General features: G+C 54.6%; 12 protein-coding genes. 6 read left to right on the plus strand and 6 right to left on the minus strand.

Annotated elements, in window-relative coordinates:
- The first annotated feature begins 149 nt into the window (after positions 1 to 149).
- From BED41_RS14990 to BED41_RS15005, 4 genes are all read left to right on the plus strand, one after another.
- On the plus strand, positions 150 to 812 hold the full coding sequence (locus tag BED41_RS14990; protein WP_066748185.1) for a GntR family transcriptional regulator: 663 nt from the start codon (positions 150 to 152) through the stop codon (positions 810 to 812).
- A 289-nt stretch (positions 813 to 1,101) separates the two neighbouring features.
- The gene (locus tag BED41_RS14995; protein ID WP_066748188.1) at positions 1,102 to 1,791 is read left to right on the plus strand and encodes a GntR family transcriptional regulator; all 690 of its coding nucleotides are present in this window, start codon (positions 1,102 to 1,104) and stop codon (positions 1,789 to 1,791) included.
- A gap of 38 nt (positions 1,792 to 1,829) precedes the next feature.
- Positions 1,830 to 3,266: a trimethylamine methyltransferase family protein gene (locus BED41_RS15000; protein ID WP_066748191.1), complete on the plus strand. Its 1,437-nt coding sequence runs from the start codon at positions 1,830 to 1,832 to the stop codon at positions 3,264 to 3,266.
- 38 nt (positions 3,267 to 3,304) lie between these two features.
- A complete protein-coding gene (locus BED41_RS15005; RefSeq protein WP_066748194.1) occupies positions 3,305 to 4,837 on the plus strand; it encodes a BCCT family transporter in 1,533 nt (510 codons plus the stop codon).
- An 83-nt stretch (positions 4,838 to 4,920) separates the two neighbouring features.
- On the opposite strand, the gene BED41_RS15010 is transcribed toward BED41_RS15005, so the two are convergent.
- Positions 4,921 to 5,808: a DMT family transporter gene (locus BED41_RS15010; RefSeq protein WP_066748197.1), complete on the minus strand. Its 888-nt coding sequence runs from the start codon at positions 5,806 to 5,808 to the stop codon at positions 4,921 to 4,923.
- Between the two features lie 180 nt (positions 5,809 to 5,988).
- Here BED41_RS15010 and BED41_RS15015 point away from each other — a divergent pair, with 180 nt between their 5' ends.
- A complete protein-coding gene (locus tag BED41_RS15015; protein ID WP_333543731.1) occupies positions 5,989 to 7,524 on the plus strand; it encodes an ABC transporter ATP-binding protein in 1,536 nt (511 codons plus the stop codon).
- Here the strand turns inward: BED41_RS15015 and BED41_RS15020 are convergent.
- From BED41_RS15020 to BED41_RS15030, 3 genes are all read right to left on the minus strand, one after another.
- Positions 7,508 to 8,161, minus strand: coding sequence for a hypothetical protein (locus tag BED41_RS15020; RefSeq protein WP_066748205.1), 654 nt, complete (start codon positions 8,159 to 8,161; stop codon positions 7,508 to 7,510). The genes BED41_RS15015 and BED41_RS15020 overlap by 17 nt on opposite strands.
- A gap of 59 nt (positions 8,162 to 8,220) precedes the next feature.
- A complete protein-coding gene (locus tag BED41_RS15025) occupies positions 8,221 to 10,041 on the minus strand; it encodes a M6 family metalloprotease domain-containing protein (RefSeq protein WP_066748208.1) in 1,821 nt (606 codons plus the stop codon).
- 167 nt (positions 10,042 to 10,208) lie between these two features.
- Positions 10,209 to 12,047, minus strand: a complete 1,839-nt coding sequence (locus tag BED41_RS15030) for a Synerg-CTERM sorting domain-containing protein (protein WP_066748211.1) — start codon at positions 12,045 to 12,047, stop codon at positions 10,209 to 10,211.
- Positions 12,048 to 12,423: 376 nt separating this feature from the next.
- Between BED41_RS15030 and BED41_RS15035 the strand changes: the two genes are divergently transcribed.
- A complete protein-coding gene (locus tag BED41_RS15035; protein WP_066748214.1) occupies positions 12,424 to 12,861 on the plus strand; it encodes a helix-turn-helix domain-containing protein in 438 nt (145 codons plus the stop codon).
- 40 nt (positions 12,862 to 12,901) lie between these two features.
- On the opposite strand, the gene BED41_RS15040 is transcribed toward BED41_RS15035, so the two are convergent.
- Together BED41_RS15040 and tyrS are read right to left on the minus strand one after the other, a co-directional pair.
- Entirely contained in the window at positions 12,902 to 13,789 is an 888-nt protein-coding gene (locus tag BED41_RS15040; protein ID WP_066748217.1) for a lysophospholipid acyltransferase family protein, read from the minus strand.
- A gap of 197 nt (positions 13,790 to 13,986) precedes the next feature.
- Positions 13,987 to 15,264 (minus strand): tyrosine--tRNA ligase, encoded by a 1,278-nt coding sequence (gene tyrS, locus BED41_RS15045; protein WP_066748219.1) that lies wholly within the window; start codon positions 15,262 to 15,264, stop codon positions 13,987 to 13,989.
- Positions 15,265 to 15,312: the final 48 nt, after the last annotated feature.

Consider the following 15,312-nt stretch of genomic DNA (forward strand, 5'->3'; position numbering starts at 1 on the left):
ATAGGGTCAAGCAGTCATAAAAGAGCGCCTCTCGGAGAGTATATCAACGAGAGGCGCTTTTTATAAAATCTATGCTGTAAAATCTCCTAAAACGACTATTCACCGGAATACTTTTTGTGTATCATAATTAAAATGGAGATGAAATGCGGATGAGATCAGATACGCCCAACAACCTGGTAAACGACATTTATGTTTCCCTCAAGCAGGACATCCTCTGGCTGCGGCTCAAGCCGAAGACTATGCTGACGGAAACCTATCTGGCCGAGATATACAAGACCAGCAAGACGCCGATACGGGAGGCGCTGTCAATGCTCGTGCGCGACGAACTCGTAAGCGTCTTTCCGCGCAAGGGGTACATGGTCACCGACGTCTCTATGAGCGATATGCGCGACATGCACCAGTACCGCTACATACTGGAAAACGCCAACCTCGTCCACGCCGTGAAGTACGCCACCAAAGAACAGCTCGCCCACCTTGACGAGCTCGCGGAGATGGACCGTTATTATACGGAGGACGATCCGCACTTTTCCAAAGAGGTGGTCTGCAACAACGCCTTTCATTTTTATCTCGCGGAGATGACCGGCAACCGTATCCTTCTCAAACAGCTGACCGACACTCTGGAAAAATTGCAGCGCATAATGTACTTTGTCGCGGAGAAAGATTACATGTTCCGCGGCTGCGAGGAACATCATCAGCTTGTGCGGCACATCGCCGACAAAGAGCTGGAAAAGGCGCAGATCATCCTCCACCACCATATAAGCGAGGTGCTGGAACACATCTCGAAGATGCGCGGCATCTCCAAACTATTCTAACCCACAGACGATTGCCTTTCTGTAGGAGGGACTGACGTGTCCCTCTTTTTTGCCGTTAAAAATTTTACTCCTGCTGATAGATTCTGTTTTTGCCTTTTCTCCTTGTTTTTATTTACTGCCAACTGAATTTTAAAATTAAAAATAAACCAATATCTCCAATAACCCTATTTTTTAACGATAAATCAAAATATGGGTTGATTATTTTTCTATGTTTGCTAGAATATCTGTAATATATTACAGATTTATTACAAAAATATCACAGGCATTTCACCAACGGAGGTGAACTGAGATGGCTCACAGGGAATACGACCCAAGCGAAAAGAACAACCTGTTCAATAATATTTATCTGTCTCTGAAACAGGATATTTTATGGCTTCGTCTAAAACCGGGAACGCTTTTAACCGAGGCCTATCTGGCGGACAAATTCGAGATCAGCAAGACCCCCATCCGCGAGGCGCTCATGCGCCTCTCATACGACGGTCTGGTGACGATCTTTCCGCGCAAGGGATACTGCGTCAGCGAAATATCCTTTTCCGATATTCAGGACATGCACGAGTACCGGTATATTTTGGAAAACACCTGCCTGAGCAAGGTGATAGACAGCGCCACGGAAGAGGAGCTGGAACATCTGGACAGCCTTTCGTACAGCGACCGGGTCGTTTACCGCGACGAGGAGCCGCTTTTTTCCAAAGAACCGTCAAACAAAGAGCGCGACAGCGAATTTCACATATATCTGGCCGAGATGGCGGGAAATCGGATCATTTACAACCAGCTTGTGGATGTTTTGGAAAAATTACAGCGTCCCATGCTCTGCGTCGCCGAAAAGGAATATATGACGCGCGGCTTGGACGAACATCATCAGCTTGTCGAACTCATAAGGGCCAGGGACCTTTCGGCGGCGCAGTCTCTGCTCCGCGGACATATAAACGAAGTCTACGAACACTGCGCAAGGATAAGCACCATCAGCAAGCTTTTTTAACGGCAAAAAACATAATCACCCTAAGGGAGGCTTCACGTATGTATATCGGCAAAAGGTATTACAGTAACGAATCAACCTATCACGTATTCGGCGCTAAGGAGGCGGCGGAGGTCCACGCGGCCAGCTGCCGCGTGCTGCAGGAGCAGGGAATGCTCGTCAAACACGAGGAGGCCCGTGAACTGCTGAAGCAGGCCGGAGCCCTCGTCGAGGACGAGAAGGTCTTTATCGGCGCCTCGCTTGTCGAGCGCTCTCTGAAACAGCTTCCCTCGCGGGTGGCGGTCTTTGACCGCGACGGCGAACCGGCGATGTTCCTCGAGGGACGCAACGTCTACTACGGCAGCGGCTCCGACACCGTCAACCTGCTCGATTACGAAAGCCGCGGCAGAAGAGCCTGGACGAAGGCCGACGTGCAGAATGCCGTGAGAATATGCGACGCGCTGCCCAATATAGACTTTATCATGTCGATGGGGATAATCTCCGACGTGCCCTTCGAGGTTAACACGCGCGAGCAGTACAGCCAGATGATACTCAACTCGACAAAGCCCCACGTCGTCGTTGCCGACAACGCGCGCGACCTTGAAGATATCTTCAAAATGTACATCGCCGTGAGAGGCGGCGCGGAGGCCCTGCGGATGAAGCCCTTCGCCGTCGTCTATAACGAACCGACCTCCCCGCTGCTGCATTCTTTCGAGGCGATCGACAAACTCATGCTCTGCGCGAGATACGGCGTGCCGACGAACTACGCCGCCGGCGGAATGGCGGGCGCCACCACACCAATATCGCCCGCCGGTACCGTGGTACTCAACAACGCAGAATGTCTGATGGGCATCGTCATCCACCAGCTGACAAGTCCGGGCGCGCCGTTCGTTTACGGCTTCGGCAACTCGCCGATGGATATGCGTACGCTCCAGTGCTGCTACGCCCTGCCCGGCGCGATCAGGATACAGAGCGGCATGTGCGAGATGGCCCACTATTACAATCTGCCCTGCTGGGGCGAGGCTGGCAACGGCTGCTCGAAGATCTGCGACGAACAGGCCGTCGAAGAGGCGGCTCAGTTTATCCAGATGGCCGCTTTGCAGGGCTGCAACCTGACACACGATATCGGCTACCTTGATTTTGGCCTCAGCTACTCCCTCGAGCTGCTCGTGATCTCGGACGACATTATCGCCCGCACAAAAGAGGTGATGGCGGGTGTGGAGATAAACGAGGCGGCGTTGTCCGTCGACGAGATCAAGCAGGCCGGATACAACGGCAACTACCTGCGCGCCGCCTCAACGAGAAGGGCCGCCAAGGAGGACTGGCGCAGCGACCTCGGTGACTATATGACATACGACAACTGGTCGGCGGCCGGCTCAAAATCGATGGGCGAACGCGCCCACGCGAAGGTCTTAAAGATCATAGAGGAATACAGACCCAAAGAACTTGACAACACCGTGAAAGAAAAGATAGACGAAATCGTCAGACAGGCATACTGAATAAATCAATATAAGGCATCGAAGGAGGAAAGTTATCAATGAACAAGATCAGGCCATACGCGTTCTTCCCACCGTTTATACTGCTTATCATCGTCGCCGCTTACAGTCTCATCGTAGGAATGCAGGATGAGACACAGACCGTCAAGGTGATGGCGGATTTATTCAACCTTGCACTCGACAAGCTGGGCTGGCTCTATGCCGCCGCCGCGCTTTTCGTCTGTATCCTCAGCTTTTTCTTCACCTTTTCCAAGTATGGGAACATAAAATTCGGCGGCAAGGACGCCGTGCCGGAGTTTTCTTACTGGAACTGGTTCGCCATGACGCTCTGCGCCGGTATCGCGATCGGTATCGTATTCTGGGGCGTCGCCGAACCGATAATGCAGTTTCAGAATCCTCCCGAATCATTCGGCATAGCGCCCTTTTCGGAGGCGGCGGCGCGCTTCTCGCTCGCGCAGATATTCCTCGAATGGACCTTCACTCCCTACGCGATGTACACCGTATGCGGGATATCATGCGCCTACGCCTTTTACAATATGAAGGAGCCGAAGACGATAAGCTCCGCCTTCATCCCCTTCTTCGGCGATAAGATAAAGGGCTTCTGGGGACAGATACTTGACGCTTTCATCATCTTCGCGCTGGTCGGCGGCGTCGTCACCTCCCTCGGCGAGGGCGTCCTTCAGGTCGCCAGCGGCCTGGAATCCCAGTTCGGCCTGCCTTCCTCGAAGATATCGTGGGGCATCATCTCGCTCGTCATGGTGGTCATGTATACGATCTCCAGCTATACCGGCATCAACAAGGGCATCAGGATACTGAGCGATATCAACGGCAAGCTCTTTTTCCTGCTGCTGGCCTTCGTTATCGTCGTCGGCCCGACGATATTCAACATCAACCTCGGCCTTGAGGGTTTTGCCAACTACGTGGAATCATTCTTCAGCCGTCATCTCTTCCTCGCCCCCGTCAGCGGCGACCCCTTCCCGCGCATCTGGACGCTCTTCTTCTTCGCGATCTGGTACGCCTGGGCTCCCGTAACGGGAATGTTCCTCGCGCGCATGGCCTATGGCCGCACGGTGCGCGAATTCACAATGATGAACCTCATACTTCCGTCGGTATTCGGCATCGTCTGGTTCTCCTTCTTCGGCGGCACCGCGATGCACATGGAGATAGTCCAGAAGCTGGGAATCGCCAAGATACTCAACGACAAGGGCGTGGAGGCGGCGATGTTCGCCTTCCTGAACTTCCTGCCGCTGGCGAAGATCACGGTCCCGATTTTCTTTGTGGTCATCGTGCTCTCCTTCTCCACCGCCGCCGACTCCATGACCTCCACCGTCGCCCTGATGTGCACGGCACCAGACGCAGTCCAGGAGGGAGAAGAGGCTCCGGCTGTGATAAAGCTTGCCTGGGGCATCCTTATGGGATTTATCGCCTGGCTGGTGATAACTTTCGCGAAGATCGACGGGCTGCGCACCGTCGTAACGCTGGCCGCCGCCCCCGCGGCCCTGATAGTCATCGCCCAGGCGGTATCCTCATATCTGATGCTGAAGGGAGACGCGGGAAAGTCCGCCGTAAAATAGCAGCAGAGGCAGCAAAAGCAGAGTATGGACCGGCTTCCGCTTCGCCGGTCCATACTCTGCTTTTGTATATTCGTCCTTAATCGTCAATGAATCTTCTGCGAGATGTAGACACCGGCCAGTATCAGCAGTCCTCCCGCGACCGCGAAGAGAGTTATCCGTTCGTCCAGTATCAGCGCCGAAAAGAGCATCGTTATCGGCGGCGTAAGATAGATAAGATTGTTGGCCTTGACCGCGCCGAGGTTCCAGATGACGATGTTCCAGCCCCAGGTGCAGAAGGCAGAGGCGAAGAGGCCGAGGAACAGGATATTTCCAGCTACGGCGGGGCGCATCAGCTGCGACGGATGGAGCCGCACCACCGGCGTGAGCGTCAGCAGCAGCAGGGAGATCAGCGTATAGAAGAGCATCTTGCGCGCTATCTGCGCCGGCGTATAATCACACTTCACGTCGCGGATGACCACGGAATATCCGGCGAAGGTGAGGGCGGCCAAGAGCGCAATCATATCGCCTAGCGGATTGAGCTTCAGGACGAAACGTCCGTTAAAGATGATGAAGAATATCCCAATCAGGCAAAAGACGCTGCCGAGGACAAAACGGCGCGACATTTTCTCGCTGGAGGTGAAGATATGGGATACGACCCCCGTCAACAGGGGAGCGGTGGAACAGAGAAGCGCGACATTGGAGGCGGTGCTGAAGGAGAGCGCCGTATTTTCACAGAGAAAATAGAGCGTTATCCCGAGAAAACCGGCCGCGGCGATCTTTAACTCCGTCATCAGATCCAGCGGCGGAAGACGGTGAGGGTCAGCGGCCACAAAAATAACATAGGCGACGGCGACGCGGTAGAGGAGTATTTCTCCGGGAGAGAGATAGCCAAGCAGATATTTTGTGGCGACGAAGGTGATGCTCCAGATAAACGTCACCGCGGCGGCGAGCATATAGCTGGAAAGCTTTCCACGCCCTTTGAACATTTTCATAAAAATTCTCCTCCGCTGATCAAATCTCGTGCAATTATATACTCTCTCAAACTTATTGTCTTGAAAGATATTTCCTGTTACTATTTACCTGACAGACAGGCTAAGCTCGAATACGGGAATCAAAGATTTCCTTTCTCTCTTAAAAGATTTCCTATCTCACTGATGTCGAACGGGAGCGTTATGATGACTGAGACAAAAAAAACACTTGTGTCAATGCGCGGCATAGATAAGATCTTCTACGGGCGGCACGCCAACAGGGGCGTCGACTTTGACCTGTTTGCCGGCGAGGTGCACAGCATCCTCGGGGAAAACGGCGCGGGTAAGACCACCCTTATGAACTGCCTTGCGGGAATATACCTTCCAGACGCCGGATCAATATACATCGGCGGAGAGCCGGTCTTTCTGCCCAACCCCAAAGCGGCCATCGACAACGGCATCGGCATGGTGCATCAGCACTTTATGCTCGTCCCCGTATTTACCGTCTGGGAAAACATCATCCTCGGACTCAGCGACATCCCCCTCGTCATCAATAAAGAGGAGATCATCGCGCGCATCCGCGAAATATCCGACCGCTACGGCCTCGCCGTCAACCCCGAGGCAAAGGTCTGGCAGCTCTCCATCGGCGAGCAGCAGCGCGTGGAGATACTGAAAATGCTCTACCGCGGTACCAAGGTCCTGATACTCGACGAGCCAACCTCCGTCCTCACGCCGCAGGAGACACGCGAATTCTTCAAGACCCTAAAAAACATGGTGGCGGCGGGACACGGTATCGTCCTGATCTCCCACAAAATAGAGGAGATCATGGAAATCTCCGACCGCCTTACAGTGCTGCGCAGGGGCGAGCGCGTGGCGACCCGCCGGGCCGCCGGCATCTCGAAAGAGGAGATCGCGGAGATGATGGTCGGCCACTGCCTTGAGGGCGCCTCACTTTCGGAGGAGCGCAGGGAACCGGGAGAGGTGGTCTTCGTCTGTTCCCGCATCTCACTGAAAGACGAGCGCGGCGCGGCGGCGCTGAAAGAGGTCTCTCTCTCTGTACGAGGCGGCGAGATACTCGGTATCGCCGGCGTCGACGGAAACGGCCAGGATGAGCTCTGCGAAGTTCTCGCGGGGCTGCGCTCCCCCGATTCCGGTTCGGTATCCATCGAGGGGAACGATATTACGCATCAGAGGGCGCGCGGCTACATTGAGAAAGGCATCAGCTACATCCCCGCCGACCGTAAGGGCGTGGGGCTCGTCGCCAACATGAGCGTCGTTGAAAACATCGCTTTGAAGGGTTACTGCCGCCCGCCGATGGAGAGGGGACGCCTCTTCATGGACTGGGCTTACATCACGGATTTTGCCGCGGAGCGCGTCAAAGATTACGATGTCCAGATACCGGACCTATTTGCGCCTGTGCGCGTGCTTTCGGGCGGAAATCTGCAAAAGCTGATGCTCTCCCGCGAGATAACCGATACGACAAAGGTCATCATCGCGATGCAGCCCACCTGGGGGCTCGACGTCGGCGCGGCGGAGTTCGTCCATAAGAGGCTGCTCGAGGCGCGCGAGGCGGGAGCCGCCGTAATCCTCATCTCAAAGGACCTGCAGGAGCTGACCTCTCTCTCCGACCGCATCGCCGTCATGTACGGCGGCGAGATAAGCGGCGTTGTGGAAGGTCCGCAAAAGACCGACGTAGAAAAGATCGGCCTGCTGATGGCGGGGATCAGGGAGAGGGCTTAGGCGATGAGAGAGGCCTGCTTATACCGTTCGGCGACGCGTTAAGCGCGGCGGGAATTTTTTTGAGACGTTCAATGAGAGGGCAGGGATCCTTACCCGGCCTCTCATCTTTTATATGCGCCATGATCAGCATCTCGCCCTCTTCGGAGGGCACGGGAGAGAAGAGCTGCACAACGACGCCCTCCGCTTCGGCGGCGGTCCTTTCCGCGATCTCCCTCATCGCCGCGCGTGATTTCTCCGGCTCGGCGGCATAATCCGCGGAGGTTATCCCGCTTTTTATCAGCGCTATCGCCTCTCCCGAGACGCGGCGCGCCGAGACACGCACAGGCCGGTAGTCCTTCGCCGCCGGCAGCGGCGCGGGCTCGCCCTCCCTGTAAGGCACGCCGAGCGAAACCAGACGCCCCTCCTTTGAGACGGCGAAATACCACCATTTCGTATTCGCGTCGTAAAGCAGCGCGTAGGCGCCCTTCGCGCTTTCGTACCAGCTTCCGCGCTCGTCGCCGCGCTTGCGTATCTCGATCACCGAGCCGTCCGGCTGCGTCACGCGTATGGGGGCGTCAAACGCGGGCCCGGCGTATGAACGGAGGCCGAAGAGGCAAACCGCCAGAGGCAGCAGCGCGGCAAGAAATATTTTTTTCATCGGGTCGCCCTCCTTTACAAAAGGCGGGGAATGACAGGTTATCCCCCGCCGCCGATATCTTATCTTCTCTTCCTAAATACCAGCGGAAGCGCGCCAAACAGCAGAAGCAGTGGAAATGCCGCCGCCGAGCAGCCGCTGCCGCCGGTTTCCGCCCGCGTTACGCTGGAAGAGACGACCTCTCCCGACGGTGAAAAGCCAGAAAAAACGATGCCCGAGAACCGCTTGGCTATATTGGTATCGCGCGTTCCGTAGAAGTATGTATCCGGCTCCGTGCCGTTGCCGGCGTACCAGAGCGAGAGATAGCTGCCCTGTCCCGCGCCTTTTTCGCGGGAATCGCCGTCGGCCCAAATAGCCATGTTGCCCTGGTGGCCCTCCTCCGTATAGACGTTGAAGTCATTTCCGGCGCTCAGCGAGCCGGAACCGGATCTTTCGTCGATATGCTGCAGCAGGACGCCGCCTTTGAACGACTCCGGCATGTCTTTTATACTGCCGCCGATACCTCCGTCCCAGTCGTCCGCGTTGGGGTTTCTGACCTCGGCAAGTATATATTCATAGGTGGAATCGACATAGGGCGAATTTATCCGCGCGACCGGATAATTACCGTTTCTAGGTGTGCCGCAGGTAAGTACGACCGACGCGGCGCTAGAAGTCAGCGTTTGGGGGACGTCCCAGCCAAGATATTTTCTGCTCCAGGCGTCAAGGTTGGGCGGCGTCTTTCCGTGGATTTCACCTGTTTTATGGCCCCACGAGCCGCCCGCCATCACGGAAAACAGGCCGAGGCCATTATTGGTGTAGCTGGTGTCATAGAGGTCGGGCAATTTGCATATCTGGTGACCCAGTTCATGTACTATGCCGCCGACGAGCGGCAGGGGAACATCCCCAGATTTTACAAGAATGTCGGAAAGCTCTCCCCCGCAGGACCAATGCCCCAGGATTATGTCGTCCGAGACATAGACGATGTGCTCGTTGCCTTCGTCTTCCCACGAACTCCAGGCGTGCATCCAGACAGCGGGACGACCTTCCTTCGAAGAACACGATTCCTCGTAGCCCGCGAAGAGCAGATAGACAACCAGCTCGTCCGCCTCGATAATACCGTCGCCGTTTTTGTCAAAACCGCTGAAGTCAAGGCCGGTACGATTCAGGACGCCCGTTACGAAATCGACCTCGTTTTTATGCGATATGCGATAATCGCCGGTCGCGTCGTTGTTCAGCAGCCGGTCGGGATGTTTCCCCCCATTATAATCGGCGGAGGTCATGGTGATTTCGATGATGTCTCTTTTGCCCTGACCGCCGAAATCCGCGGAGACGATATTCAGCTTTCCGTGCGACTGGTCAAGGTAATAGCTGCGGACGGAATGCTCCGCGCCCCATATCTCGTCTTTGGTATGCTCCAACTCTGATTTAAGTTCAACGTCCTGAAAGTTGATGCGGATAAACACCGCCTCGCGCTCGCCGGAGATAGGATTCGAGGTCCATGTCTTCGCGGCGGCGGATCTGGCGGAGCTTGCCTTTGCGGCGGCGGAGCCGTCGTATCTTTCCCGCAGACGCTCAACCGTATCTTTGGCGGGGATAAAGTTCTTTACCGCGCCCTCGGGAACCGCGGCCCCTGCCGAATAGTGAACACCGGAGGGCGCAAGGAGACCTGCAGCCGTACGCAGGGCAAACACCCAGTACCCGCTCTCGCCGTCTTTCAGCACGGCATACCCCTCCGCCGTCTCATACCAGTTCATAAACTCATCGCCGCGCTTCATCGCGGAAAAACTCTCTCCGTCTGGCTGTGTCAGAGTAAAATCCCTCTGCAGCGCCGGACCGGCAAAGGCCGCGGCGGCAGTGATAGAAATTATAAAGAATATGATCAGGACTCTGCGCAAATTTTTCATCGTAACGCTCCTCATAAACAAAAAGTGTTTATGATATTCTATCATTTTTGGACTAATTTCAATGCAAAAAATAAATTTAAGAGGTCAGACTACACCTGACCTCTTCGGAGAAGAACAAAAACGGCGGGAGGCTCAAAAGCCCCCCGCCGATCCGTATCAGCGATATATTACCTCTTTTTCCTGAACAGCGGCATCGCTGCCAGCAGTACCAGCGCTCCCCAGCCCGCGGCGCTGCATCCGCTCGACGACGAGCCATGCGGCTGTGGTTTGGGCGTTGGCGCGGTCGTAGAGACGATTGCCACCGGGTCGACTACCCTGCCGGCTTCATCCTTGCAGAGGTCAAAATCGCCGTTGTCTTCTATGAAGAGCACCAGCTTATAGGTCCCCTCCGGCACGATCGGCGATTCCGCAGAGAGGACTTTATTCTCGTCTGCAGCCTGTATCGCAAAGTGTTTATCAGTGAAATCCTCCGGGACCGCCGCAAGCGTGAAGAACTCGCCCATTTCCGCGGACATGACCTTCATCACCTTAACATCTTTGACAAGCGCCGCCTTCAACACCTCGCCCTTTAGTTCGAAAGCTATGGCGGCAACATTGCCCGCGCTCACAGTGGCATCGGTAATCGGCAGGGGGGCGATATCTTCCGGTTCGACAGTCGTACCATCCGGCAGTTCCGCCAGCTTAACCGCGCTCACAGCCGCAGAGGCGATGATCTTTTCCGAGAGCGCCGCCTGTCCGTTCTGGTCAAATTCGATATCCGAAGGGGTTACGCCCTCGGCATTGATCATATCAGCAGTCTTTTCCCTGGCCGCCGCTTTGTCGTCCTCCGTAGCCGTAGTAATATCCACCGATATCACTTTGGGGGCAATCGTTTCGACATTCGCCGGTATTTCGTCAAGCTTGGGGGCAACGGGCTTTGCGTTTGGATCGTTCTCCTTGATTAATGTCTCAACGTTAACATACTCTTCGTTGTCAAGCTTAGCCGTTATTTTATATTTCGCGCCGCCCTCTTCAAGCATGATAATACCCCTGCCGCCGGAGGCACAGTCTTTGCCGCCTTCTGGCTGATATGCGCCGTAAAGCCTGCCGAACGAGACCCTGTCCAGTAATTTATCGGAACCCTGCGAACTCTCTATTTTATTTCCTTTCAGATAGAAAGTTCCCTCCATGCGGTGATAGACGACCTTTTTATAATCTGCGGGCAGGTTTTTGAATATATTGTTCTCAACATAGACCGGCCCCATCTTGTCACTTGGAGGATTGGCCCAGGTATTATTACCGATAAAGTAAGTATCTCCCTGCGGAGAGTCAAAGGTATTGCCGCTGATGGTTATGACGCCGGCAGGGTCGGCATCGCAGAATACCACGTAACAGTCTTTAAACGTTGAGTCAGTGACTGTGATGTTCTCTTTTGCCCCGTTAAAGAAGAGAGCCCCGCCATTTTCCGTCTTCCTTCCGTCGCCAAGGTCATTCACCTCTATCGTACAACCCTCCATCGTAAATGAAGCGCCCCACACCTCAACGGTTTTATTCGCATAACCATCGGAATAATATGAATTATAGTTGGGAAGTATCGCTACATTTTTGAAGGTGACGCCGTCGCCCTCGACGTGTACAGTGCTCTGAAGCCCGCCCATACCGCCAAGGTCCTGAGAATTCACATCCACGGGACAATAGACTGCAGCATCCGCCGTCTTCCCCTCCACCACCACGTTATCATGGCTCAGCACCCAGGTAAAATCAGGATATTTGGGGTCCGTACCCTCTCTTATAATGAGAGGCAGCTTTACCTTGCCGTATACCTCTATAGTTGCGCCGTCCTTAACTACAGAGGAATCCGGCTTCGTTATCTCTTTTATATCTTCCTCCGTAGCGTACTTTTCACCATTGACCATAAAGTACCCGTCATCCGCAATCGCCGCGCAGGACTGCACCAGCAGAACGGCGACCACGGCCATGCAGGCAAATAACGCCGCCAGCAACTTTCCATAACTCTTCATCTTCATTGATGCTCAGCTCCCTTCAATTTTGTAAAAACGGATAAAATCAGCGCCGCTAATGTAAAAAAACTGCGATCACCCCTCTGATTTACGTGATTTATTTGCCGATCATCAAAAAACGTGCCTCACCGCAGTCACAAGGCAATAATCCATCAGTATGCGGATATACAATAAAAGGCTTCTCATTGTATGATCTGCATTTACAGCCGACTGACACCTACAGTCACGGCACGCTCTTTGAATTTATCGTTGTGACTTATTTTATCGATTTTAATTATAAGTCTCAAAATATTATTGTCAAGTATACATGTCATTATGACTTTTTTACTTGCTTTTATCTTTTCCCATTGACTGTATGTTTTTAGCGTGAGGTGATGGAATAATGTCTGTAGGAAAACGGATTCGCGCGCTGCGTGCAAAAAGCGGCATTTCCAATCAAGAGGAGCTGGCCTATCTTGTAGGGACGGCAAGGCAGACTGTTTCGTCATGGGAACGCGACATATTTTTACCGGACGGCGCCAATCTGATAAAGCTCTCGAAGGTATTGAATACCTCCATCGCATATATCATGGGCGAGACGCTGGACCCCGGCACAGCTGAAAGAAATGGGGAAAAATCACTTGAAGGAGAGCGGATGACGGCGGCCTCTCCCGTATATACGCTGAAGGCGGGGGGCCCGTCGGCGCTTTTCCTATCGGTCGAAAGGAGCGAAGGCGGCAAGACGGTGCGTTACGATCTGCCTCCCGAACTCTCGGCAAGAATGCTGCCATTTATAGAAGAGTTGTGGGAACGGATAGAGAGGGAAATGGAGAGTAAATAAAAAATCCTCCGCTGGGTGCCGGGAGGATTTTTCTCTTGTTTCAGTCGGTTATTATTTCGCGGAATCTTCTGTGCTGCCAGAGCCACTGGCCGGGATTTTCGCGGATCATCCGTTCGTATTCCTCGTTCATGCGTATCGTGAGGCAGCGCACGGCTTCGTCGCGTTTCATCTCTTTGGGATGTTCAAGCGGCTTACCCACGATAAGGCGGAATTTAAACGGCTCAAGGCGCGTGAATGAGACGGGGATCATCGGCGCCCCCGTGAGCATGGAAAAGGCCGCCGGCCCTGGAGCCGTCGAGGTCTCCTGTCCGAAAAAGGGCACCATCATGCCGCCGTCGCCCCAATGCTGGTCCGCAAGAGCTCCTATCATTTCATTGTTTTTGAGCAGCGTCACCACATGTTTCATCGATGAATCTTTCGATATTGTACGAAGTCCGGAACGTTCGCGCAGCGTTTCTATAAGTTCGCGCTGGAAGGGGCTGTCCGAATGACGTACGAGCCCGTAGAACGGAAAGTGGCGCGAGCACCAGGCGGCTCCAAGCTCCCAGCTGCCGAGGTGTGCGGAGAACAGCACCGCGCCCCGACCGTCCCGCAGAGCCTTTTCCACATGTTCCCTGCCGCTTATCTCCACGACCATACGGTCGATCAGCGACGGGTCGTGCTGCCAGGCAAGCATCTCCACACCGGTCCAGATCATGCTTTCGTATGACTCGGCGAGGATTTTTTCCCGCTCTTTTTTGCCTTTCTCCGGCAGGCAGAGCATGATATTGCGGCGCGCCACGTCCTTGCGCACGCCTGCCAGCTTCAGCAACGGTATTATCGCGCCGGCAAGCAGGTTCGCGCGCCAGCCGGGACGGATGCTCTCGGCAAAGGCCATAAAGGCGCGTACCTGACAGTTTGTGATTTTTTTTCTTGTCTCTTCTTTCAAATGTTTCAGCCTTCCGTAATGCGGCGGTCCGTAACGGCCGGACCGACCGGATGTATTATGAACATTCTAATGCAAGGGGGCCGGATGTGAAAGCGCCGCGGTCAAAATTCAAATGTTTCCATCTCAAATAAAGGCGGAGGGGGGCACACATTATCGCCTCCCTCCGCCATTCTGTCTCTGCTTTACTCTTTTCCCGCCTATTTGAACTTGAGCAGGCGGAAGTCTTTCTTTCCAACGTTGAGCTGGATATAGCGGCCCGCAAGCAGGTCCTCTTCGGCAACCAGGCGCCCCGCGTCGGCGATCTTTTCACCGTTGAGGTATGCCCCGCCCTCTTTGATCTTCTTCTTCGCGTTGCCCTTTGAATCACAGGCTCCGCTGAGGACGAGCAGGTCGGTGACGCCGTTCGTCTCCGCGAGGTCGGCCTCGGCGCAGGGTATCTCCGCCGCGAGCGTCTCAAGGACGTCGGCGGGGGCATCTTTGATGTTCGTCTCTCCAAAGAGGACGGCGCTGGCATCCAGCACCCTTTTAGCGGCCTCTTCTCCGTGAACGCGGCAGGTCATCTCCCAGGCAAGCTCCTTCTGAGCCTTGCGAAGGTGAGGAGCCTTGGCGTGCTCTTCAAGCAGTGCCTTGATCTCGTCGAGCTCACGGAAGGTAAAGAGCTTATAGAGCTTCTCAAGATCTTTATCATCGACGTTTATCCAGAACTGGTAAAATTTGTAGACGCTTGTGCGCTTCGGCGAGAGGTAGACCGCGCCGCTCTCCGATTTACCGAATTTCTGCCCCTGCGCGTTGAGCAGCAGAGGGAAGGTGATGCCGTAGCACTGCCCGCCGGACTTTTTGCGCGCGAGGTCCATACCGGCGATGATGTTCACCTGCTGGTCGTTGCCGCCCATCTGAAGGGTGCAGCCGTATTCGTTGTAGAGGTGGTTGTAGTCAAAGGCCTGCAGCAGTATATATGAAAGCTCGGTATAGGTGATCGACTTGTCGGGGTCCAGCACGCGGCTGCGCACGTATTCACGGTTGACGAGGAAGCTGACCGAGAAATACTTGCCCGTATCGCGCAGGAATTCGATGTAGTTTTCCTTCTTGAGCCAGTCGTTGTTGTTGACGAGCAGGGCGCTGTTTTCACCGCTTTCAAAGTTGAGGAAGTGTTTGAGCTGCTCCGCAATGCAGGAGACGTTGTGAAGTATCTGTTCCTCGGAGAGCAGGTTGCGCTCCGCGCTCTTTCCCGAGGGATCGCCGATGCGTCCCGTGCCGCCGCCGGCGATGGCGATCGGCCGGTGGCCAAGACGCTGGAGCCACGCAAGCCCCATGATGGCGACGAGGTTCCCGACGTGGAGGCTGTCGGCGCTCGGGTCGAAGCCGATATAACCAGTTACCATATCTTTCATGAAGTGCTCTTCGAGCTCTTCGTTATGGCTGCTCCACTCGACAAAACCGCGTTCCCTCAAAATTTTAAGTGCGTTCGTATGCATAAAAAAACCTCCAGAGTTTTTTAGAAAGTTCTTATTTTACGTCAGTGC

Origin of the sequence: Cloacibacillus porcorum (assembly GCF_001701045.1) — a bacterium.
In the GTDB taxonomy this organism is placed as follows: Bacteria; Synergistota; Synergistia; order Synergistales; family Synergistaceae; genus Cloacibacillus; species Cloacibacillus porcorum.